We start from the raw sequence: 21,614 nt of genomic DNA, 5'->3' as shown, positions 1-21,614 counted from the left end.
GGTGGTGGAGGCGCGCAAGGACGTCACCGTCGTGCTGCACCCGCTGACCGACGACCGCCGCATCCTGCCGCTCGACCGCACCGGCGAGACGCTGGAGGCGCCGCCGGAATTCATGCTGGTCGTGTCCTACAACCCCGGCTACCAGAATGTGCTGAAGGCGCTGAAGCCCAGCACCCGCCAGCGTTTCCTGGCCGTCGAGTTCGACTTTCCCCCGCCCGACCAGGAAATCCCGATCGTTGCCCAGGAAAGCGGCCTGCCGGAAAGCCGCGTCGCCCCGCTGGTCCGGCTTGCCAACGCGCTGCGCGCGCTGAAGGGGCAGGATCTGGAGGAGGGCGTGTCGACCCGCCTGCTGATCTACTGCGCCACGCTGATCCGCTCGGGCATGAAGCCGGAACGGGCGATCCGCGCCGCGCTGATCGAGCCGCTGACCGACGATGTCGACGTCCGCGCCGGTCTGCTGCGCGTCGCCGAGGTGACGTTGGGTTAAACCGGTCTGAAGGATCGTCGTCATGCTGGAGTTCTTCGAGCCGGAAGAGACCGTCGGCCGCCTGTGGCACCGCCTGATCGGCGGGCGGTCGAGCTATCCGCACCATCCCGACGCCGCGGTGACGCTGGAGGCGATGCGCCCCCGGCTGTCGGTCTTCTTCCGCGCGCTGGGGGGCGACCGCGGCGTGCGGCTGACCGCCGGCACCGCCACGGAATCCGGCCACCGGCTGCCGCTGCTCGACCGCATCGGCCTGGGAACGGAGCGGGTGGAGCGGGCGGCGTTGGACGGCGACGTGCTCCAGCTTCCGGCGGCGGTCGACCTGTTCCCCGATCCCGCGCTGAACGAGCGGCTGTTCGAGTGGCTCGCCGCCTACTTCGCCCACGCCGAGCCGCTGACCACCCCGGCCGACCCGCTGCAGGCCGATGTGCTGGCGCTGCGCGCCGCCGCCGAGACCACGGCGCGGGTGCTGGCGCTCTGGCCCGGCCTTGCCCGCATGCACGGGGAGCTGACCCGCGCCGTCGCCGCCATCCGCCCGGCCCGCCGCCTGCCGCCGGTCGAGGCCGCGGTGGAGCGCGCCGCGCTGGCCCTGCTCGGCGCCGGTGTGGCGGAAGGGGAGGCGGCGCGCGTCCTCAATCCGGCCGTCCCGCTGAGCGGCTTCACCGCCCCCTACGACTACGCCCGGCTGCTGCCGGTGCCGCTGTGGGGCGTGGCGACGATGCCGGCCGACCACGCGGCGACCACCGCCGCCGACAGCCCCGGCGAGGGTGGCAAGGCCGCCGAGGGCGACCAGCGCCGCCGCAAGGCGACCCGGCGCGCTACCGACCAGATCCAGCGCAACGACCCGCTGATCCTGAACCGCTTCGAGAAGATGCTCAGCCTTGCCGAGATGCTGAACATCCCGCGCGCGGTCGACGATGACGACGCGGACAACGCCCGCAAGGCCGCCGACGATCTGGACGAGATCGCGGTCGGCGCGCACCAGCGCAAGGCATCGACCGCGCTGAAGCTCGACCTCGACCTGACGCCGTCGGCCGTCGACGCGACGCCGCTGACCGCGACCCTGACCTATCCGGAATGGGACCACCGTCGCCAAGCCCTTCTGCCCGCCCATTGCCGGGTGATCGCCGAAACCGCCCCGGCCGACGGCGAGGCCTGGCAGCCCGACGCGGCGGCGTCGCGCCGCATCCGTCAGGTCCGCCGCCAGTTCGAGGCGCTGCGCCCGCGCCGCATGGTGTTTTCCGGGCAGGCGGACGGCGACGAGCTGGACCTTGCGGCGCTGGTGCGCAGCCGCGCCGATTTCCAGGCGGGCGGCGCCGGCAGCGACCGCGTCCACCAGCAGGTGCGCAGCGCCGCGCGCGATCTGGCGGTGGCGGTGCTGGTCGACGGCTCGCTGTCGACCGACGGCTGGATCGAAGGCCGGCGCGTGCTGGACGTCGAGAAGGAGGCGCTGCTCGCCCTGACCCATGGGCTGACCGCCTGCGGCGACGACCATGCGCTCTACGCCTTCACCTCCAAACGGCGGACCTGGGTCCGGGTGCAGACGCTGAAGGGCTTCGACGAGCCGTTGAGCGCAACCGTCACCCGCCGCATCGGCGCGCTGAAGCCCGGCTACTACACCCGCATGGGCGCCGCCATCCGCCACGCCGCCGCGGAGCTGGCCGAACGGCCGAACCGCCACCGGCTGCTGGTGCTGCTGACCGACGGCAAGCCGAACGACGTCGACCATTACGAAGGCCGCTACGGCATCGAGGACACCCGGCAGGCGATCCGCGAGGCACGGCGCGACGGGCTGGCGGTGTTCGCCATCACGGTGGACGCGCAGGCCCGCGACTACATACCCTATCTGTTCGGGCGGGGCGCCTATGCCATTTTCCCGCAAGTGTCCCATTTGACCAAGGCGCTGCCGGCGCTGTACCGGCAGGTCGCCTGCGCCGCCTGATGCGGCCAACCTGCAAGGATCCAGCGCTCATGAACGGCACCACGCCTGTCAAGACCGACCCCGTCAAGATCGGTATCGTCACCGTGTCGGACCGCGCCAGCCGCGGCATCTACGAGGACAAGGGCGGCCCGGCGATCCGGGAGGAGCTGACCCGGCTCATCGCCTCGCCCTGGCAGGCGGAGGCACGGGTCATCCCCGACGAGTTGGACCTGATCGCCGCCACGCTGGCCGAGCTGTGCGACGCCGGCTGCGCCCTGGTGGTCACCACCGGCGGCACCGGCCCGGCCCCGCGTGACGTGACGCCGGAAGCGACCGAGCGGGTCTGCGACAAGATGATGCCGGGATTCGGCGAGCTGATGCGCACGGTCAGCCTGACCGTGGTGCCGACCGCCATCCTGTCGCGCCAGACCGCGGGCATCCGCGGCAGCAGCCTGATCGTCAACCTGCCGGGCAAACCCTCCGCCATCCACGACTGCCTGATGGCGGTGTTCCCCGCCATACCCTATTGCCTCGACCTGATCGGTGCCGGGCGGATCGACACCGATCCGGCGGTCTGCGTCGCCTTCCGGCCAAAGTCCTGACAAAGCATAGGGGAAATAAAGACCAGTTGAAGCTTGAGGTTAACTGAAGAAGCCTGCGACATAATTGCGCCACTGGGCTTCACTTGACGGCGGTCAAGCGCAATCACCGGACGAGAGAACAGTATTCCCTCACAAGAAACACACGTCCGAGAGAGTGCCATGAAGACCAAGTCGATCCTCCTGTCCGTCAGCGCCGCCGCTTTGATGTTCGTGTCGGGAATTGGGGCGGCGTCGGCGGACACGCTGTACGCCGACCCGAAGGTCAAGCAGCCGACGGTCAGCGTCGTGCAGGACCCCGCTGCCGTCCCGGCCCCGGAAAAGGCCGGCAAGCGCGCGCCGAAGACCCAGAAGGTCTCGCTGACCACGACGGAGGTCGAGGCCCGGCTGGACGATGGCACCAGCTACACCTATTGGACCTTCAACAACACCGTGCCTGGCCCGATGGTCCGCGTCCGCGTCGGCGACACCGTGGACGTGTCGATTTCCAACGCCAAGGACTCGACGATGAACCATTCCGTCGACTTCCACGCGGCGACCGGCTTCCTCGGCGGCGGCCAGATCACCCAGGTGGAGCCGGGCGAGACCAAGTCCTTCTCCTTCAAGGCGCTGACCCCGGGCGTCTACGTCTATCACTGCGCGACGCCGATGGTGGCCCATCACATTTCCAAGGGCATGTACGGCCTGATCGTGGTGGAGCCGGAGGCCGGCCTCCCCGCGGTCGACCATGAATTCTACGTGATGCAGCAGGAAATCTACGCGACCAAGGCGAAGAACCTGCAGAACGCCGAGGACGACTATGACGGTCTGGTCAACGAGCGGCCGACCTACATGGTGTTCAACGGCACCGTCGGCGCCCTGACGAAGGACAAGCCGCTGAAGGCCAAGGTCGGCGAGACGGTGCGCCTGTATTTCGGTGTCGGCGGTCCCAACCTGACCTCGTCCTTCCACGTCATCGGCGAGATCTTCGACCGGGTCTACAACCTGGGCGGCCTCGAAGCCGAGCCGACGAAGGGCGTGCAGACCGTCACCGTCGCCCCCGGCGGCGCCACCATGGTGGAGTTCAAGGTCGACTACCCCGGCAAATACGCCCTGGTCGACCACGCGCTGAGCCGCGCCACCAAGGGCCTGATCGGCATCCTGGAGGTCGAAGGCAAGCCGGACGACAGCATCATCCTCGACAAGTCCGGCGACTCCCGCAAGAAGCAGGTCGGCGAGATGCAGCACTGAGCGCAAGCCGGTCGTAGCAAAGCCCCTCTCCCGCAAGGGAGGGGGGCTCTTTTGCATTTAAATGGTGCAAAACAAAGAAGGGCCGCCGTTCCCGGCAGCCCTTCCATTGTCTATCCGTGACTCGTCGAGACCACGGAGGATGTCCTCAGCGGACGGAAACCTCTTCCACGAAGAAAGAGATCCCGGCCATGGCGCTCGACGACGAGTGAGACGGACAATGAGACACGAGATCACCTCCTTTCAGTTGTTGGCGTACGAGGCAGTATATAGGCGGCTCCACTGACCGCGCAAGGCGCATGGCCCAGCGCCGCAGTGTGATATTTTGCGGAGCCCGCACCCTGGATCAGGGCGTCGATGAGCGCGGCTGCAGCCGGCTGATCGCGTAGCCCAGGCCGCCGGCCAGGATCAGTCCGGCGGCGACAGCGGCGCTGCGCGCCACGCGGCCGCTGGCGGTCAGGCGCAGGCTGTGGTGCGGCAAGCCGAAGCGACCGCGCGTGCGGTGCAGCCCCTCCACCGGATGGTACAGGTTGTCGGGCCGGCCGGGCGTTTCCCGCTCGTCGGTTTCCTGCCCATCGACGGCGTTGCGGGCGAGATAGCGGTCGGCGAAGCCCGGCACCAGGAAATTGCCCAGGATCGCCTGCATCGCCGATCCGCCCAGCCAATATTCGCGGCGCGGCTGCTCGGCGGCGTGCAGGATGGCGCGGGCGATGTCCTCGGGTTGAAAGATCTTGCCCATCGGCTGGGCGCGGCGCGGCATGTGGCTGCGTGCCCAGTCGAATTGCGGCGTGTTGACCGCCGGCAGATGCACCGCGGTCAGCGTCACACCGCTGCCGTCGTGCAGCAGTTCCGACCGCAGGCTGTCGATGAAGCCCTGGATCGCGTGCTTCGCCGCACAATAGGCGGATTGCAGCGGGATGGAGCGGTAGGCGAGCGCCGATCCGACCTGGACGATGGCGCCGCGGTCGCGCCCGCGCATGCGGCGCAACGCCGCCTGGATGCCATAGGCGGAACCGAGATAGGTCACCTCGGTCACCCGCTTCAATTCGGCGGGCGTGATCGACGATACCGGGCCGAAGACGGTGACCATCGCGGCGTTGATCCAGACGTCGATCGGGCCGAACGCCTCCTCCACCCGTCCGGCGGCGGCATCCACCGCCTCGGCGTCGCTGACGTCGAGCGGCAGGGCCAAGGCCTTTCCGCCCAGCCGCTCGACCTCACGCCTCACCTCCTCCAGCGCATCGCCGGAGCGGGCGATCAGGCCGATCGAGGCGTGGCGGTGGGCGGCGAAGGCGAGGGCGGTGGCGCGGCCGACGCCGGCCGAGGCCCCGGTGATGACGACGACGGGAGGGGAGGCGGGGGAGGGTTGCATGGGGCGGGCTGCCTTCTCATTGACGGGCCGGGCGGGTTGGGTGCTCTGTCCAACGTCCGTCATTGCCACCGGTTCCATTGCCGCCGGTTCCGCCGCGCGGTCGCAGCGCACCATCCTCCACCCGGATGCGGTGCAACGTCAGGGGGATGTTCAGCAGGGTGGCGGCCAGCGCGATCCAGGGTTGGCCGAAGACCAGCGGCAGCACCGCCAATTCGCCCGCCACCACCAGATAGTTGGGGTGCCGGACCCAGCGGAACGGCCCGCGCCGGACCAGCGGCGCGCCGTCCAGCGTGATGATGCGCGTCGTCCAGAAGCGGCCGAGCGTCGCGATCACCCACAGCCGTCCAGCCTGGAGCAGCACGAACAGCGCCAACAGTCCACCGTTCACCGGGGCGTCGGCCGGTGTCGCCGCGAACAGCAACGCCAGCCAGCCGCCATGCAGCGCGACGAACAGCGGGTAATGGGCCGCCCCGACCTCGCGCGCGCCCTCGGCCAGCAGGCGGGTGGTGTTGCGGCGGGCCAGCACCAGTTCCAGCAGCCGCTGCGCCGCGACGGCAAGCAGGATGACCTGCGGCCAACCCGGGCCCGAAAAGTCCATGCTCAGAGATCCAGCAAGGTCAGCGCGGCGGTGAAGCCGGGGCCCAGCGCCATCATCAGATGCGGGCCGGTCGCCCCGCCGCGCAGCCGCCGGTCCAGCACGAACAGGACGCTGGCCGCCGACATGTTGCCGCAGTCGTGCAGCACCGCCCAGGCCTCCTCCATCCCCGCGGTCGCCGGGTCCATCACCTCGGTGATCGCCTCCAGCACCTTGGCGCCGCCGGTGTGGCAGACCACCCCGGCCAGATCGGCCCGCGTCATGCCGCGCCCGGTCAGGAAGTGGTCGACGACGGGGGCCAGACGCTCGCGGATCAGTTTCGGAATGTCCTGGCTGAAGACGACGCCGAACCCCTCGGCCTCGATCCGCCAGCCCATGATGCGGCGGGTGCCGGGCCAGGTGTGCTCGGCGCTGTCGACGACGCGTGGACCGGCAGGAGCGTCCACACCGGTGGGTGCGCGCAGCAGCGCGGCGGCGGCGCCGTCGGCGAACAGCGCGCTCGCCACGACGTTGGTGGGGGTGGCTTCCTCCGGCCGGTGCGACAGGGTGCAAAGCTCCACCAACAGGAACAGCACGGTCCGCCCCGGCATGGCGCGCGCCATCATGGCGGCCCGTGCCAGCCCAAGCGCGCCGCCGGCGCAGCCCAGACCGAAGATCGGCAGCCGCACCGTGTCGGGCCGGAACCCCATGCGGTCGAGCAGCAGCGCTTCCAGACTGGGGGTGGCGATGCCGGTGGTGGTGGCGCAGACGATGGCGTCGACCTCCTGCGGGCGGAGGCCGGCGGCCGACAGCGCCTTTCCGGCGGCCTCCTCCAGCAGGGCGAGCGCGGTCCGTTCGAACACGGCGGCGCGCTCGCCCCAGCCGTGGGGCTGCAGGTACCAGTCGATCGGGCAGACGGCGTGGCGGGTCCGGATGCCGGTGTTGGCGAAGACCGGCGCCAGCCGTTCGAAGTCGCGCAGGCGGTGCGCGAACACCGCCCGCGCCACGGCGAGCGTCTCGTCCTGTTCGAAGCGATGGGGCGGTAACGCGGTGGCGACCGACAGCAGTTGCGGGTCCGGTGTCATCCTGTTCTCCGCATGTTGCTGCCGGTCGGCGTCCGGCCTTCAGGCGAGTTGGCTCAGCGCTTGGCGTCGGCGGTGGCGCCGGCGTTCTGGCGGGCCAGGAAGGTCTTGGTGACGTCCGGCAGGTGCTGTTCCAGCCAGGTCGCCATCTCGATTTCCTCATCCAGGCTCTGCTGGAGGGTGCGGGCGATCTCCGGCTCCCCGGCCAGTTGGGCGGCGGAGATCAGGGCGCGGTAGTTGGCGATCTCGAAATGTTCGAAGGCGTAGTTGAAGACCGACGCCTTGACGATCTCGTCGCTGGCGAGCACGCCGGACAGCGACTGGGCGTTGCCGATCAGCATGCCGATGCCGGTCTTGATCGACGACGCGCTGGTGCCGAGCTGCTTCAGGCACTGTTCCAGCCGTTCGGCTTGGCGGTTCGACACTTGGACATGCTCCTGGGCCTTGGCCAGCAGCTCGGGGTAGTGCTTGATGCGCTCGACCTGCCGGTTCAGCATCTCCACCGCCTGGTTTTCCATGGAGTGGGCATCGCGCAGCCAGTCGATCAGAGTGTCCTTGGGGGTCGGCATATGGGAAATCTCCGTTGTCGGTAAGGGTGCCGTTGGTTCGGCTTCCGCTCCCCCCTGCCAACAAGGCGCCGCCCTGTCCGTCGCGCCCGGGCCGCGTCCTCTAAAGGTCATGACCTTTCGGCCAATCGCCCTTTCGGAACGGCCCGCGCCCGTCGGCCCGCCCGTCAGTGCGCCAGCGCCTCCTCCTTGCCCGGCTTGTCGTGGATGGCCAGCCGGTCGACGATGGTTTCGCTGGCGGCGTTCATGCCGATCAGGCCGACCTCGATCCCGGCGCGCCGGAACTTCAGCACGACGGTGTCGAGCGCCGCGACGCTGGAGATATCCCAGATGTGGGCGCTGCCGACGTCGATGGTGACGCGATCCAGCGCCTCGCTGAAATCGAAGGCCGCGGTGAAGTCGTCGGCCGACGCGAAGAACAGCTGGCCCTCGACCGTGTAGATGCGGGCCTTGCCGTCGTCGGACAGGGTGGAGCTGACGCGGAACATCCGGGCAACCTTTCCGGCGAAGAAGATGCCGGACAGCAGCACGCCGATCAGCACGCCGACCGCGAGGTTGTGGGTGGCGACGACGCCGATCACGGTCGCCAGCATGACCGCGCTGGAGCTGCGGGGATGCGTCACCAGCGTCTTCAGCGAGTCCCAGCGGAAGGTGCCGACCGACACCATGATCATCACCGCGACCAGCGCGGCCATCGGAATGCGCTTCACCCAGTCGCCCAGCACAACGATCAGGAACAGCAGGAACAACCCGGCGCAGAAGGTCGACAACCGGCCGCGGCCGCCCGACTTCACGTTGATGACCGACTGGCCGATCATCGCGCAGCCGGCCATGCCGCCCAGGAAGCCCGACACCATGTTGGCCACGCCCTGGCCGACGCATTCGCGGTTCTTGTCGCTGCCGGTGTCGGTCATGTCGTCGACGATCGCCGCGGTCATCAGCGATTCCAGCAGCCCGACCACGGCGATGCCGGCCGAGTAGGGCAGGATGATGCGCAGCGTGTCCAGCGTCGGCGGGATGTCGGGCAGCAGGAAGACCGGCAGGGTGGACGGCAGCTCGCCCATGTCGCCGACCGTCCGCACGTCCAGACCCAGCGCGATCGACACCGCCGTCAGCACCAGGATGCTGACCAGCGCCGAGGGCACCGCCCGGGTCAGGCGCGGCAGCAGATAGATGATGCCCAGCCCGGCGGCGACCAGCGCGTAGGTCAGCTTGGGCACGCCGATCAGCTCCGGCACCTGCGCCAGGAAGATCAGGATGGCGAGCGCGTTGACGAAGCCGGTCATCACCGATTTCGACACGAAGCGCATCAGCGCCCCCAGCCGCAGGAAGCCGGCGCCGACCTGCAGCGCGCCGGCCAGCACGGTGGCGGCCAGCAGATACTGGAGCCCATGCTCCTTCACCAGCGTGACCATCAGCACCGCGGTGGCGGCGGTTGCGGCGGAGATCATGCCGGGACGGCCGCCGACCACAGCGACGGTCATCGCGATGGCGAAGGAGGCGTAGAGCCCGATCTTCGGATCGACCCCGGCGATGATGGAAAAGGCGATGGCCTCGGGGATGAGGGCGAGGGCGACGACGAGCCCGGCGAGCAGGTCGCCGCGCGGGTTGCCGAACCATTCCTGACGGAGTCGGTGCAGATCGATGGCCATGGGTCTCGGAATCTCGGGGCGTGACGGCGGGCAAAGCTCCACCCCGACCGAAAGCCGGAGGGCGTGCCGACCTGTCGACAATGATGAGGGCGTGGAACGGCTGCGAAGCGGTGGGCGGCCCGGAATGGGGCCGACGGGCTTCAGGTCAATGCGGTGTGGAAGCCGTCAAGGCGGCGTGACGCGGTGCAGCATAAGGCAGACGTAACAGATTGTCGCAGGCCCGGCAAGCCCGCGCGTCCGCGGGCGGCGCAAACAAGAAAGCGCGCAACAAACAGGGGCGGCGCCCAGTCGGACGCCGCCCCCGCTTCTTGTGGGATGTGGTTCGTCAGGCCTGACGCGGCCGCAGCGGCGGGGCGTCGCGGAAGGGCTTGTCGACCCCGCCCTTGTCGTTGGTCTGGTTCTCGATGTCGCCCTCGAAGGTGGTCTCGCCCTGGGCGAGGTCCAGGTCGTCCGGCGTCATGCCGGCGGCGCGGGCGCCCTTGGACCCGCCGATCTGCGGGTTGTTCTTCAGGTCGGCGTCGGTCGGCTTGTCGGTCTTCTCGTGCTTGCTTGCGCTCATGACGGCGTCTCCGTTGCGGTTCCGCAGGTCCCTCCCTCAACCGGCGCCGTTCAGGATCGTTGCATTATCCCTTCTCCCCCCGGCGCCCGCCTGCTTAGGATGGGAGGTTCGGCGCAGCCGCAGGTCAATCGCATGGCGTTCATGTCCGACAAGGAAGACCGGCTGAGGATCCGCGTGCGCGGACGGGTGCAGGGGGTGGGGTTCCGCCCGCATGTCCACGCGCTTGCGCGGCGCTTCGGCCTGACCGGCTGGGTGCTGAACGACGCCCGCGGCGTGCTTCTGGAGGTGCAGGGCGCCGACGCCGACGCCTTCCGCGCCGCGCTGGTGGACGAGGCGCCACCGCTCGCCCGCATCGACGCCGTCGACGCAGAAGCTCTCGCCCCGATCCACGGCGAGAACGCCTTCGTCATCCGCCACAGCGAAACCGGCGGCGCCATCGCCACCGGCATCGGCCCCGACGCCACCGTCTGCCCGGCCTGCCTCGCCGAGCTGTTCGATCCGGCCGACCGCCGTTACCGCTACGCCTTCCTGAACTGCACCCATTGCGGCCCGCGCTACACCATCACGCGCCGGCTGCCCTACGACCGGCCGCAGACGGCGATGGCGGGGTTTCCGCTCTGCCCGGCCTGCGCCGCCGAATACGCCGACCCGGCCGACCGCCGCTTCCACGCCCAGCCGACCGCCTGTCCGGTCTGCGGCCCCCGCCTGTCGCACCCGCCCGAAGCCATCCTGGCCGCCCTGCGCGCCGGCATGATCGTCGCCATCAAGGGGCTGGGCGGCTTCCACCTCGCCTGCGACGCCACGCGGGCCGACGCGGTGGAGCGGCTGCGCCGGGTCAAGCAGCGCAACGGCAAGCCCTTTGCCCTGATGGTCGCCAACGCCGCCTCCGCCGCCCGCCACGTCGATCTCGACGCCGACGAACGCCGCCTGCTGGAGGGGATCGCCAGGCCCATCGTGCTGCTGCGCCGCCGCGACGACGGCCCGGCGCTGGCACAAGACTTCGCCCGCGGGCTCGCGCCCGACATCGCCCCCGGTCTGGCGTGGCTGGGCGTCATGCTGCCCTACACGCCGCTGCATCACCTGCTGTTCCACGAGGCGGCCGGACGGCCGGACGGCACCGGCTGGCTGGCCGAGCCGCAGGACCTGACCCTGGTCATGACCTCCGCCAATCCCGGCGGCGAGCCGCTCGCCATCGGCAATGCCGAGGCGGCGGAGCGGCTGGCCGGCATCGCCGACCTGATCGTCGATCATGACCGCGACATCGTCATCCGCGCCGACGACAGCGTCGTCCGCAAGCTGGCCGGCGCGCCGGCCTTCCTGCGCCGTGGCCGCGGCTATGTGCCGGAACCGATCCGGCTGGCCCGGCCGGTGCCACCGATCCTGGCGGTCGGCGGGCATCTGAAAAACACCGTCTGCGTCACCCGCGGCGACGAAGCCTTCCTGTCGCAGCACATCGGCGATCTCGACAACGCCGCGACGCTGGAGTTCCTGGAGGAAACCGTCGCCCACCTCCTGCATGTGCTGGGGGTCCAGCCGGTGGCGGTGGCCCACGACCGCCACCCCGATTTCCACTCCACCCGCTTCGCCGAGCGCAGCGGGCTGCCGGCCATCGCGGTCCAGCACCACCACGCCCACGTCGCCGCGGTGATGGCCGAACACCGGGTCGAAGGGCCGGCGCTCGGGCTGGCGCTCGACGGCTTCGGGCTGGGAGACGACGGCGGCTCCTGGGGTGGCGAGATGCTGCTGGTCGATGGTTCGACGGCCGAGCGCATCGGTCGCTTCGCCCCGCTGGCCCAGCCCGGCGGCGATGTCGCGGCGCGCCAGCCCTGGCGGATGGCCACCGCGGCGCTGGTCCGCATGGGCCGGGCGGACGAGGTCGTCCCGCGCTTCGCCGGCCACGGCCCGGCCGAGGGCGTGCGGCGGATGATCGAGCGCGGCATCAACGCGCCGCTCACCAGCTCCTGCGGCCGCTGGTTCGACGCCGCCTGCGGGCTGCTCGGCGTCCGCGCGGTCGCCGGCTTCGAGGGCGAGGCGCCGATGGCCCTGGAGTCACTGGTGCGTCGCCCGCGAGTGGCGGACGGGGCGTGGCGGATCGACGGGGACGAACTGGATTTGACGCCGCTGCTGGAACGGCTGCTGACGGTGGCCGACGCGGTGGAGGGGGCGGAGCTGTTCCACGGCACCCTGACGGCCGCCCTGGTCGCCTGGACCCTGCCGCAGCTTCAGGCGCGCGGCCTGCGCCGGGTGGTGCTGTCCGGCGGCTGCCTGATGAACGCGGTGCTGGCGGAAGGGCTGGTCGCCGGCTTCCAGGCCGCCGGCGTCGCGGCGCTGCTGCCCCGGCTGGCGCCCGCCAACGACGGCGGGCTCAGCCTCGGTCAGGCGTGGGCGGCCTCGTTCGCCCTGGACACTTGCACGCCGTAGCCGGCGCGGCGGGCCTTGTCGCGGTCGTAGAGGCCGCGGTACTTGCCGACATAACCCTTGCGGCAGGCGCGGTGGAAGCGCTGCGACGCGGTTTCCCAATCGTCGCCCGGCCGCAGCCAGCTGACATAGGTGGTGCCGGTGCGCGGGTCGGTGCGCAGGAAACGGCCGCGGCCCTTCTCGCCCCGCACCCATTGGCCGGGGTTGAGCCGCAACGCGCCGCGGGCCAGCAGCATGCTGACCTGCGGGGTCAGGTCGATGGTCGGAAAGTAGGGCATGACGTCCTCCGGGCCGCCCCCGGTGGGACGGCGTCGCTCTGGGATTCCCGGTTGTTTCGGAACCTCCCAGATATGGGAACGCATGAGGAACTGATCAAGGTTTCCAAGGGGTGTGGCGTGGCACTCGCTGGCGTTTTTCCCCCTCCCTAACCCTCCCCCGCTGCGCGGGAGAGGGGACTGCCGCCACTCTCCTGCACAAGCACCGGCTCCCTCTCCCGCGTAGCGGGGGAGGGTCGGGGAGGGGGCAGAGACCTTCACAGCATCAGACGCTCACCCCGCGTGCTTCACCCGCTTCGCCGGCGCTTCGTGCTCCTCGTCCGCCGGGACTTCGGCGTCCTTGAAGGTGCGGACGCCGCTGATCATGGTGGAGATGATCGACTGGCGGGACATGATGTCCTCGCGCACCGCGGCGTAGACGTGGACCATCACGAACAGCAGGATCGCCCACATTCCCATATGGTGCCAGGTGTGGACGTCCATGCTCTGGCCGAACAGCGGGATGACCCAGCCGAACAGCCGGTCCTGCCAACTGCCCTGGCCGGCGCCCTCGCTGTAGAGGGCGAAGCCGGTGACGATCATGAAGACGCTGCCGACCGCGATGACCCAGAACATGGCGAACTGGGCCAGCGGGTTGTGGCCGACATACAGCTTCGGCTTGCGGGCCAGGAACAGGTACCAGCGCGCCTCCAGGATCAGCTCGCCCCACCAGTGCAGGTCCCAGAAGGGGAAGCGGAACAGTTGGCGGGCGTGGTGGTTGCCGGCGAAGGCCCAATAAAGCCGGCCGATGAAGCCGACGGCGAAGATGTAGGCCGCCGCGAAATGCACGAAGCGGATGTAGCCCATCAGGAAATGGGCGCTGGCCTCCCCGGGCATCGAGGGCAGCGGGTTGGCGATCAGATAGCCGGTGACCGACAGCACGGTGATGGCCAGCGCGTTGATCCAGTGCCAGACCCGCACCGGGACCTCGTACACGTAGATCGCCTTCAGGAAGCGGCCGGCCGCCGGAGCGGCCGTCCCTTCCTCGTCCGGTGTCGCGACCGGCTTCGCATCGTCGAGAGGAGCCATGACATAACCCTCCGCGGTTTGCCGGTCAGCGTACGGTGACGCGGGCCAGTTCGGCGCCGTCGGGCGCCATGACGTGGGTGGAGCAGGCCAGGCACGGGTCGAAGCTGTGCAGGGTGCGCAGGATCTCCACCGGCTCGTCCGGGCGCTCCATCGGGGTGTTCAGCAGCGAGGCCTCGAAGGCGCCGATGTTGCCCTTGGGATCGCGCGGGCTGCCGTTCCAGGTCGTCGGCACGACGCACTGGTAGTTGTCGATCTTGCCGTCCTTGATCTTGATCCAGTGGCCCAGGCCGCCGCGCGGGGCGGCGACGGTGCCGACGCCCTTGGCTTCCTTCGGCCAGGTCTTCGGATCCCACTTCTCGACGTTCGCGGTGGCGGTGTCGCCGGCCTTGATGTTGGCGATCAGGGCGCTCCAGTCGTCCAGCATCATGGTGCAGCAATACTGGCATTCCAGCGCGCGGGCCAGCGTGCGGCCGATGGTGGTCGGCAGCGCCTGCTGCGCCGTCAGGTTGGTCCCGGCCAGCTTGTTGAAAGCACCCAGCGATTCGGTGATCTGGTCCTTCACGTAGCCGACGCCCTGGGCGTAGGCCAGGATGTAGCGCGGCAGCGGGCCGACCTCCACCGCGTGACCGCGCCAGCGCGGCGCCTTGATCCAGGAATACTTGGCGGCCTCGTCCAGTTCCTTGATGTCGGTGCGGCTGCCCTTGGCGTTGGGGCCGAGTTCGAACTTGGCCTCCGTCACGCCGTCCCACGGGTGCAGGCCCTTGCTCTCGTCCTCGTAGTGGTACCAGCTGTGGGCGACGAACTCCTGCACCTGCGCCGGGTCGCGCGGGTCGATCGGGTGGACCTCGTTCCAGTTGCCGTTCAGGATGACGCCGCCCGGCAGTTGGCAGGTCGAATGGTCGTACGGCACCTTCTCGTAATCGCCGTAGTCCATCACGTTGGTCGCCGCCAACCCGCCGCCGTGCAGCCAGTCCTTGTAGAAGCTGGCGATCGCCAGCACGTCCGGCAGATAGACGTTGTCGACGAAGGCCGCGGCCTCCAACATGCGGGCGCGGATGAAATTCAGCCGCTCCATGTTCAGCGGCGCGCCCGACGACCCGGTGCCGTCCAGGTTGATGGCGCAGGGAACACCGCCGACCATGTAGTTCGGGTGCGGGTTCTTGCCGCCCAGGATGGTGTGGATCTTGACGATGTCCTTCTGGAGGTCCAGCGCCTCCAGGTAATGGGTCACCGCCATCAGGTCGGCTTCCGGCGACAGCTTGTAGGCCGGGTTGTCCCAATAGCCGTTCTTGAAGATGCCGAGCTGGCCCGATTCAACGAATTTCCGGATGCGGGTCTGCACGTCGCGGAAATAGCCGGGGCTGGACTTGGCGTGGGCCGGCGACACCGCCTGTTGCAGGGCGGAGGTCGCCTGCGGGTCGGCCTTCAGCGCGTTGACCGGGTTGACCCAGTCCAGCGCGTGCAGGTGATAGAAATGGACGATGTGGTCGTGGACCTGCAACGTCTTCGCCATGATCTCGCGGATCAGGTGGGCGTTCTTCGGGATGCGGATCTGAAGTGCATCCTCCACCGCGCGGACCGAGGTCAGGGCGTGGCAGCCGGTGCAGACGCCGCAGATGCGCTCGACGAAGGCCCAGGCGTCGCGCGGGTCGCGGCCCTTCAGGATGACTTCCAACCCGCGCCACATCGTGCCGGTGGAGACCGCGTTGCGGATGACGTTGTTGGCGTCGACGTTCACCTCGCAGCGCATGTGACCTTCGATGCGGGTCACCGGATCGACGACGATGCGCTTGCCGCCGTTGTCGAGCGAAAAGCCGTTCGGGGTCTGGACGATGCCCATGGTCAGACGTCTCCCTTGTGCTGCGCGCGCTTCAGGGCGCTGACGGCCGCGTGGGCGGCGATGATGCTGCCGACGCCGATGGCGGCGGTGGTGCCGACCTGGTCGGCGTTGGCCTCGATCCCGAACTGGAGGATGTCGGACTGGCGGGCGTACCAGGACCCCTTGTCCCAGAAGCCGTCTTCCGAACAGCCGATGCAGCCGTGGCCGGACTGGATGGGGAAGCTGGTGCCCTCGTTCCAGCGGACGGTGGAGCAGGCGTTGTAGGTGGTCGGACCCTTGCAGCCGACCTTGTAGAGGCAATGGCCCTTGCGCGCGCCCTCGTCGTCGAACGCCTCGACGAACTGGCCGGCGTCGAAATGCGGCCGGCGGTAGCATTTGTCGTGGATGCGCTGGCTGTAGAACATCTTCGGGCGGCCCTGGCGGTCCAGCTCCGGGATGCGGTCGAAGGTCAGCATGTAGGTGATGACGCCGGTCATCACCTCGGCGATCGGCGGGCAGCCGGGAACCTTGATGATCGGCTTGTCGGTGATGACCTCATGCACCGGGGTGGCGCGGGTCGGGTTCGGACGCGCCGCCTGGACGCAGCCGAACGACGCGCAGGAGCCCCAGGAGATGATCGCCTTGGCATCCTTGGCGACCTTGCGCAGCTGGTCGACGAAGGGCTTGCCGCCGACGATGCAGAACATCCCGTCCTCGTTCAGCGGCGGGTTGCCCTCCACCGCCAGGATGTAGTTGCCCTTGTACTTCTCCATCACCTCGTCGAGGATCGCCTCGGCGTGGTGGCCGGCCGACGCCATCAGCGTGTCGTCGTAGTCCAGCGAGATCATCGACAGCACCACGTCCTTGACCAGCGGGTGCGCCGAGCGGATGAAGGATTCCGAACAGCAGGTGCATTCCAGCCCGTGCAGCCACAGGACCGGGGTGCGCGGCTTCGTCTCCATGGCGTGGACGATCTGCGGCACCAGCTCCGGCCCCAGGCCGAGCGCGGCGGCGGTCAGCGAGCAGTATTTCAGGAACGAACGGCGCGTGATGCCCTGCCGTCGCATCACCTCGTAAAAGGTTTCCAGCGTAGCCATCGGTTTGTTTTCTCCCGCGGGGGCGCCGGTGTGCGAGGGTCCGGCGCGCTTCTCCGTCGGTCATAGGCAACAATCGTGCCGTAATACGGACAGTTGGCAAACCAATGGGCTGGGCGGTGGAAGGCCGGCTGCCACTGGCAAGCAACCGGCCGAAACGGCTTTAACGGGTGGAAAGCGGGTTGCCGGTGCGGTTACGCCGAGCGGCGGGCGTCGTCCGGCTGGCCGATCAGGCGATGGATCGCCAGACCCAGCGCGACACCGGCGGCGTGCAGCCCGGCGGTGCTGGCCAGGAAGCCCAGCGCATAGCCCAGCGCCGCGGCGTCGGCCGGCATCTCGGCGCCATGGGCGAAGCCGTGGAACAGCCCGAAGCCGCCGGCGAACAGCACGCCGATCACCGCGTTGCGCGACATCGGCATGACGCACAGCAGCGCCAGCACGACGGTGGAGGCGTAGATCGTCGGCTCGACCAGCGGCAGCGACACGCCGAGCAGCGCCAGCAGCCCGCCGCCCAGCATCGCCGCCAGGAAGGCACCGGGCACCGCCAGCACCGCCCGCCCGCCGATGACGGCGCCATAGACGCCGACCGTGACCATGGCGATCAGATGGTCGAGGCCGCCCAGCGGGTGCGCCGCACCGTCGAGGAAACCGGCACCGGCCAGATGGCCGGGATGGGCGAGGGCCGGGGTGGCGGCGAGCGCCACGGCGGCGGCGATGACGGCAAGGCGGGTGGATTTGGACATGACGAACGGCTCCTTCGGGGTTCTTGTGGTTTGGGGGAGGGCAATCGAAGACTTCTGCCCACGGTTTCGGATTTTCCGTCATCCCCGCGAAGGCGGGGATCCAGCTCCTCCAAAGCAGGCTCGATTGGCGACCTGGATTCCCGCCTTCGCGGGAATGACGACTTTCCGCCGGAGGGAACGGAACCTTTGAGTGATCCCTCTCCCGGGGCGGGAGAGGGCGACTCTCGATGGCCTCAATGCCGCTGCGTCGGGCCGCGTTCGATGCCGTAGCGTTCCAGCTTGGCGCGCAGGCCCATGCGGGACAGGCCCAGCTCGTCGGCGGCCCTGCTCTTGTTCCAGCGGCAGCGGACCAGCGTTTCCAGCAGGATGCCGGCCTCGACCCGCTCGATCCGTGACTTCAGCGGTCCGCCCTGCGCCAGCGCTTCCAGCGCGTGCAGCGTCCCGTCGCCGCTGCCGTCGCCACCGGGCGCGGCCGGGCGCGCGTTCAGCGCCGCGCCGCGCAGCACCGGGTCGGACAGCAGCTCCGCCCCCAGCGTGTCGCCCTCGCACAGCACCAGCATGCGCATGATCTCGTTCTGCAGCTCGCGCACGTTGCCGGGCCAGCCATAGGCTTCCAGGCAGGCCATGGTGTCGGGGGCGAAGCCCGACACCGGCTTGCCGTGGGCGGCCGACAGCCGTTCCAGGATGTGGCGGGCCAGCACCGGGATGTCGGTGGGCCGGTCGCGCAGCGGCGGCATGACCAGCGTCATGGTGCTGAGCCGGTAATAGAGGTCTTCGCGGAAGCGCCCGGCCTGCACCTCGGCGGTGAGGTCGCGGTGGGTGGCAGCGACGACGCGGACGTCGACCCGCCGCGTCTCGTTGGAGCCGACCGGCCGGATCTCGCCCTCCTGCAGGAAGCGCAGCAGCCGGACCTGGAAGGCCGGGCTGATGTCGCCGATCTCGTCCAGGAAGATGGTGCCGCCGTCCGCCTGCTCCAGCAGGCCGACGCGGTTGGTGTGGGCGCCGGTGAAGGCGCCCTTCTTGTGGCCGAACAGCTCGCTTTCCAGCAGCTCGTCCGGGATGGCGCCGCAATTCTCACCGTAGAAGGGCTGGTCGGACCGCGGGCTGCCGTAATGGATGGCGCGGGCCAGCAGCTCCTTGCCGGTGCCCGTCTCGCCCAGCACCAGCACCGGCACGTTGAAGCCGGCCACCCGCTCCGCCTTGCGGCAGATCTCGTCCACCGGGCTGCCGGGCGCGCGGATCAGGCTGTCGAAGCGGTAGGACTGGCGCACCCGCTCGCGCCGCGACACCACCCGGCTTTCGGCGACCGGCGGCAGCAGCTTCAGCTCGTTCGACAGCCGGTCATGCTCGCGCTGAAGCTGGTAGAGCCGGGCGGCGTTGCGCGCGGTCAGCAGCAGGTGGTCGGGGTGCCAGGGCTTGGTGATGAACTGGTGGATGCCGGCGGTGTTGATGGCGCCGATGATGTCCTCGGGGTCGATGTAGCCGGTGATGACGATGCGCACCACCTCCGGCCAGCGCTCCCGCACCTGGGTCAGGAACGCCACGCCGCTGACCTCCGGCATCCGCTGGTCGGAGAAGACGGCCTGGATCCACTCGCTTTCCAGCAGGCGCAGGGCGTCGGCCGCCGACAGCGCGGTGAAGACCTCGAACTCCTCGTCCAGCACGCGGGCGATCACCTCGACGGAGCGCGGCTCGTCGTCGACGACCAGGATGCCGGGGCGGGCGGGTTCCGTCATTCGACTTCCAGGTCCTTGATCGTCATCTCGGTGCCGCCGCTGGGCTGGAGCCAGTCGCCGCCGCAGCGTGGGCAGGACGACAGCCGGTCTTCCAGCGGCACCGTGTCGTTGCAGTCGAAGCACCAGCCGCGGCCCGGCACCTCCAGCACGGCCAGTTCCGCGCCGTCGGCCAGCGAGCCGCGCGTCACCACGTCGAAGCCGAAGCGCAGCGCCTCGATCTCGACCCCGGCGAAGCGGCCGATTTCCAGCCGGACCTTGCGGACGCGGGTGAAGCCGTTGGCCCGCCCGGCCTCCTCCATCGCCTGGAGCAGGCTTTCGCAGATCGCCATCTCATGCATCGCGGCCGGGTCCCAGCAGCAGGGTCCGGCGCGTGGGCAGTGACGGTTCGGCCGCCTCCGGCGGCGCGGCATCCGGCACCGTCGCCGCGTCCGGCGGCGGGGCCGGCTCGGCCTCGCGGCGGCGGCGGATCTCGGCGGTCTGGGCGCCGTCCTCGCGGATCGACGGGTCGAACAGCGCGACCAGCGCCGCCGCGGCGGTGTCCGTCGCCTGCAGCATCGAGCCGAACTCGAACATCGGGGAGAACAGCGAGCAGGCCTTGTAGGGGCCGACGCCCTTGCGGTTGGCGTGGACGTATTCGTAGAAGCCGGAGGGGAACTCGACCAGCTCCTTCTCCCCCGGCACCAGCCCGGCCCAGTCGTCGGCCTCGCCCGGCAGCAGGACGAGGTTCAGGAACCACGGCGTCACCAGCGCGCCGAGCCAGCGCCCCTGGTGCGCCCGGAACCCGACCGCCTTGACCGCCAGCGCGTCGTTGACGATCGGCATGCCGCGCATCTGGGCGGTGTGCACCTCGCGGAACGCCGCCTCCAGCCGCTGGATCGCCTCGGTCGGCAGGGTGGGGGCGGCAGCGTCCGCGGTGGGCAGCGCCGCCGGGTGCGGCCGCGCCGTTCCGTCTTCCGCCGCGCCGCCGTCGAGCGCCATGAACTGGTCGCGGGCGCCGTCGCAGACCGGGCAGCGCCAGTCGCCGGGCAGGGCGGTGAAGGGCGTGCCGGCCGGCACCTGCCAGACCTCGCAGCCCTCCGCCGGGTCGTAGACGTGCCAGCAGATCTTGCATTCCATCCGCGTGCCGTCGCCGATGCGCGAGGCGTCGCCGAGGTAGGAGCCTTCGAATCGGGCGGGCAGGGCGGCGCTTGCCGCGGCGCTCATCACGGGGTCCTCAGCGCGTCGATGATTTCGGCCAGCCGCTCGGCGCTGTCGGCGATGTCCTCCGGCGCGGCGCAAACCACCGCCGGCACGTCGGTCACCTCCACCGTGTCGAGGATCAGCGTGTCGACCGAGTTGTAATAGCGCACCCACCAGACGTTCGGCGTTGCCGTCGCCGTCACCCGGCAATTGCCGTAGCCGCGCGACAGGATGGTGGTGGCGCCCTGGCCCAGCCGCCGTTCGACGAAGGCCAGATCCTCCGGCGTGTGGGGCAGCAGGCTGAAATTCACCGCATGGGCGGCATCGCCACGCCGCCAGCCGGCGCTGCGGTCCAGCAGCTCGGTCAGGATCGGCAGGCCGTTCATCAGCCCAGCCGGCGGCGGTTCGGCCGTCGTCGCGGCAATCGGGGCGAAGGCGCGGTTCAGCGCCACCCGTGGGAAGGCGCCGACCAGCAGGGCCTCGCGCGCCGCGTCCTGGCCGTCGAAGGCGCGGACGCGCCAGACGCCGGCCAGTGTCGCCTCCTGGATCTCCAGCCGCTGGGCGTCCGGCCGGTTGGCGGCGCCGTCGATCCGGACCGCCACCTCGCCCTCGCCCAGCGCCTCGTCGAGCAAGGCCAGGGTCGGGGCGTCGAGCCGGTCGACGGCGACGCGGATCTCCTCGCCGTCGCGCCAGCGGGTCAACGCGTCGTGCACCTGCTCCAGGACCGCGAGGGCGGCGGCGGCGCGGGCCGGATCGGCGATGTCGGGCAGATGCGGCTCGTAGGTGCGCATGCCCGAGGGCATCGGCAGATACTCGAGACCCTCTTCCGCGAGGTCGTCCTGGCTGCCGGGGCCGAAACCGACCGGCGGGCGGGTCATGCCGAACAGCGAACTCATGACGGGCTCCCCTTGCCATCCGACGTGCCATCCGAAGCCAGGATCTCGGCGATCCGCTGGAGATAGTCGCTCCAGTCGCGCACCCGGGGGATGCTGCCGAGCAGCGTGTCGCCGCGCAGGAAGACCAGGGCCGGCAGGCTCATCATGCCGGTGCGGGCGAGCAGCGCGCGTTCCGCTGCCACCCCGGCCACCGCCGGCTTCAGCCGCGGGTGCAGGGCGCGCACCAACTCCGGCAGGATCACCGCGACGTCGGCGGTTTCGCCGTTGCCCTTGCCGTGGCCGGGCAGGAAGACCACCCAGTCGGCTCCGTCGCCGCGCCAGGGCTGCTGGTCGGCGCCGTCCAGCCGGGG

At 69.9% G+C, this 21,614-nt stretch carries 21 protein-coding genes; 5 read left to right on the top strand and 16 right to left on the bottom strand.

The window, feature by feature from the left end:
* From TSO352_RS04270 to nirK, 4 genes are all read left to right on the top strand, one after another.
* On the top strand, positions 1–487 hold a 487-nt coding region (locus tag TSO352_RS04270), incomplete at its 5' end, for a CbbQ/NirQ/NorQ C-terminal domain-containing protein (protein ID WP_146210723.1).
* Positions 488–509: 22 nt separating this feature from the next.
* The gene (locus TSO352_RS04265) at positions 510–2,426 is read left to right on the top strand and encodes a VWA domain-containing protein (protein WP_109106099.1); all 1,917 of its coding nucleotides are present in this window, start codon (positions 510–512) and stop codon (positions 2,424–2,426) included.
* 29 nt (positions 2,427–2,455) lie between these two features.
* Entirely contained in the window at positions 2,456–3,007 is a 552-nt protein-coding gene (gene mog, locus TSO352_RS04260) for a molybdopterin adenylyltransferase (protein WP_109106098.1), read from the top strand.
* 159 nt (positions 3,008–3,166) lie between these two features.
* Complete coding sequence (gene nirK, locus TSO352_RS04255; RefSeq protein ID WP_109106097.1) at positions 3,167–4,234, top strand: copper-containing nitrite reductase; 1,068 nt, start codon at positions 3,167–3,169, stop codon at positions 4,232–4,234.
* A 343-nt stretch (positions 4,235–4,577) separates the two neighbouring features.
* Here the strand turns inward: nirK and TSO352_RS04250 are convergent, their stop codons facing one another.
* The 6 genes from TSO352_RS04250 to TSO352_RS04225 form a co-directional block, all read right to left on the bottom strand.
* Positions 4,578–5,603 (bottom strand): SDR family oxidoreductase, encoded by a 1,026-nt coding sequence (locus TSO352_RS04250; RefSeq protein ID WP_109106096.1) that lies wholly within the window; start codon positions 5,601–5,603, stop codon positions 4,578–4,580.
* Positions 5,604–5,619: 16 nt separating this feature from the next.
* Positions 5,620–6,201 carry an isoprenylcysteine carboxylmethyltransferase family protein gene (locus TSO352_RS04245; RefSeq protein ID WP_109106095.1) on the bottom strand — a complete coding sequence of 194 codons (582 nt, stop codon included), beginning with the start codon at positions 6,199–6,201 and terminating at the stop codon, positions 5,620–5,622.
* Positions 6,202–6,203: 2 nt separating this feature from the next.
* Positions 6,204–7,262 carry a 3-oxoacyl-[acyl-carrier-protein] synthase III C-terminal domain-containing protein gene (locus tag TSO352_RS04240; protein ID WP_109106094.1) on the bottom strand — a complete coding sequence of 353 codons (1,059 nt, stop codon included), beginning with the start codon at positions 7,260–7,262 and terminating at the stop codon, positions 6,204–6,206.
* A 53-nt stretch (positions 7,263–7,315) separates the two neighbouring features.
* A complete protein-coding gene (locus tag TSO352_RS04235; RefSeq protein WP_109106093.1) occupies positions 7,316–7,828 on the bottom strand; it encodes a ferritin-like domain-containing protein in 513 nt (170 codons plus the stop codon).
* Positions 7,829–7,992: 164 nt separating this feature from the next.
* Entirely contained in the window at positions 7,993–9,477 is a 1,485-nt protein-coding gene (locus tag TSO352_RS04230) for a SulP family inorganic anion transporter (RefSeq protein ID WP_109106092.1), read from the bottom strand.
* A 325-nt stretch (positions 9,478–9,802) separates the two neighbouring features.
* The gene (locus tag TSO352_RS04225; RefSeq protein WP_109106091.1) at positions 9,803–10,036 is read right to left on the bottom strand and encodes a hypothetical protein; all 234 of its coding nucleotides are present in this window, start codon (positions 10,034–10,036) and stop codon (positions 9,803–9,805) included.
* A 132-nt stretch (positions 10,037–10,168) separates the two neighbouring features.
* On the opposite strand from TSO352_RS04225, the gene hypF reads away from it, so the two are divergent.
* Positions 10,169–12,457, top strand: a complete 2,289-nt coding sequence (hypF, locus tag TSO352_RS04220) for a carbamoyltransferase HypF (RefSeq protein ID WP_247871893.1) — start codon at positions 10,169–10,171, stop codon at positions 12,455–12,457.
* Here hypF and TSO352_RS04215 read toward each other — a convergent pair.
* From TSO352_RS04215 to TSO352_RS04170, 10 genes are all read right to left on the bottom strand, one after another.
* Positions 12,412–12,732: a hypothetical protein gene (locus TSO352_RS04215; RefSeq protein WP_109106090.1), complete on the bottom strand. Its 321-nt coding sequence runs from the start codon at positions 12,730–12,732 to the stop codon at positions 12,412–12,414. The two genes, hypF and TSO352_RS04215, sit on opposite strands and share 46 nt — an antisense overlap.
* Before the next feature lie 270 nt (positions 12,733–13,002).
* On the bottom strand, positions 13,003–13,797 hold the full coding sequence (cybH, locus tag TSO352_RS04210) for a Ni/Fe-hydrogenase, b-type cytochrome subunit (RefSeq protein WP_109106089.1): 795 nt from the start codon (positions 13,795–13,797) through the stop codon (positions 13,003–13,005).
* A gap of 25 nt (positions 13,798–13,822) precedes the next feature.
* On the bottom strand, positions 13,823–15,637 hold the full coding sequence (locus TSO352_RS04205; RefSeq protein WP_109106088.1) for a nickel-dependent hydrogenase large subunit: 1,815 nt from the start codon (positions 15,635–15,637) through the stop codon (positions 13,823–13,825).
* Between the two features lie 2 nt (positions 15,638–15,639).
* A complete protein-coding gene (locus tag TSO352_RS04200) occupies positions 15,640–16,713 on the bottom strand; it encodes a hydrogenase small subunit (RefSeq protein WP_109106087.1) in 1,074 nt (357 codons plus the stop codon).
* A gap of 191 nt (positions 16,714–16,904) precedes the next feature.
* Positions 16,905–17,453 (bottom strand): HupE/UreJ family protein, encoded by a 549-nt coding sequence (locus tag TSO352_RS04195; protein ID WP_109106086.1) that lies wholly within the window; start codon positions 17,451–17,453, stop codon positions 16,905–16,907.
* A gap of 233 nt (positions 17,454–17,686) precedes the next feature.
* On the bottom strand, positions 17,687–19,189 hold the full coding sequence (locus TSO352_RS04190) for a sigma-54 dependent transcriptional regulator (protein WP_109106085.1): 1,503 nt from the start codon (positions 19,187–19,189) through the stop codon (positions 17,687–17,689).
* Positions 19,186–19,527, bottom strand: coding sequence for a hydrogenase maturation nickel metallochaperone HypA (hypA, locus tag TSO352_RS04185; protein ID WP_109106084.1), 342 nt, complete (start codon positions 19,525–19,527; stop codon positions 19,186–19,188). The genes TSO352_RS04190 and hypA overlap by 4 nt, the downstream gene beginning before the upstream one ends.
* Positions 19,520–20,392, bottom strand: coding sequence for a [NiFe]-hydrogenase assembly chaperone HybE (gene hybE / locus TSO352_RS04180; protein ID WP_109106083.1), 873 nt, complete (start codon positions 20,390–20,392; stop codon positions 19,520–19,522). The genes hypA and hybE overlap by 8 nt, the downstream gene beginning before the upstream one ends.
* Positions 20,392–21,264, bottom strand: a complete 873-nt coding sequence (locus tag TSO352_RS04175) for a hydrogenase expression/formation protein (RefSeq protein ID WP_109106082.1) — start codon at positions 21,262–21,264, stop codon at positions 20,392–20,394. Before TSO352_RS04175 ends, hybE begins: the two co-directional genes overlap by 1 nt.
* The coding region (locus tag TSO352_RS04170; RefSeq protein ID WP_109106666.1) for a hydrogenase at positions 21,261–21,614 on the bottom strand (354 nt) is incomplete at its 5' end. The genes TSO352_RS04170 and TSO352_RS04175, both read right to left, overlap by 4 nt.

Origin of the sequence: Azospirillum sp. TSO35-2 (genome assembly GCF_003116095.1) — a bacterium.
Taxonomy (GTDB): Bacteria; Pseudomonadota; Alphaproteobacteria; order Azospirillales; family Azospirillaceae; genus Azospirillum.
Note: the sequence above shows the minus strand (reverse complement) of the source record. Positions and strands in the feature narration are given on the sequence as shown.